The following is a 655-nucleotide window of genomic DNA, read 5'->3' as shown; positions in this document are numbered from 1 at the left end:
TTGACGGAACAAAATCAACAATCTACATCAACGGCGTCGAAGACAATTCGGCAACTTATGCCCCGGTTCAGATCATTTCAAACACCGCAGACCTGAGAATCGGTGCCATTTCAACAGGAAACAGGTGGAACGGTGACCTTGACGATGTCAGGCTCTACAGCAGGGCACTGACCCCATCGGAAATAGCCGCTCTTTTAATTACAGAGGCAGTCCCACCTCCATCAGCTCCTTCTCTCATTTCTCCGCTAAACGGCATTACTGAGATTCAGGCTTCTTCAGGCACTAACCTGTCATGGGCTCCTTCAGCGTTTGCCGACACTTACAGTATCCAACTTGCTACAGATGCCGGATTCACCAATCTGATCAGCAACCAGAATGCGGTCAATGGAACAGATTTCAATACACCTGCTCTTTCTCCGCTTACAACATACTTCTGGAGGGTACTTGCATCGAATTCTCAAGGTGACTCGGAATGGTCTGAAACCTGGAGCTTTACAACTGCAGAACAATCTCAGGAAAACGACCTCGTAGGCCACTGGAAAATGGATGAAGGAAGTGGCGATATCCTTATCGACTATTCCGGCAACGGAAACAACGCCTCAATACCTACACCTTCAGGAGTCAATTGGGTGGCCGGAAAAATAGGTCAGGCCGC

1 protein-coding gene is annotated in these 655 nt (G+C 48.7%); it reads left to right on the top strand.

From position 1 onward, the window contains the following. A partial coding sequence (locus tag NK987_RS21350; protein WP_259265501.1) for a LamG-like jellyroll fold domain-containing protein occupies positions 1 to 655 on the top strand: 655 nt, incomplete at both ends.

The sequence above is a fragment of the Aquiflexum gelatinilyticum genome, from assembly GCF_024813435.1.
GTDB classification, from domain to species: Bacteria; Bacteroidota; Bacteroidia; order Cytophagales; family Cyclobacteriaceae; genus Cognataquiflexum; species Cognataquiflexum gelatinilyticum.
The sequence above is the reverse complement of the archived record's forward strand: the minus strand, read 5'-3'. Positions and strand labels throughout refer to the sequence as shown.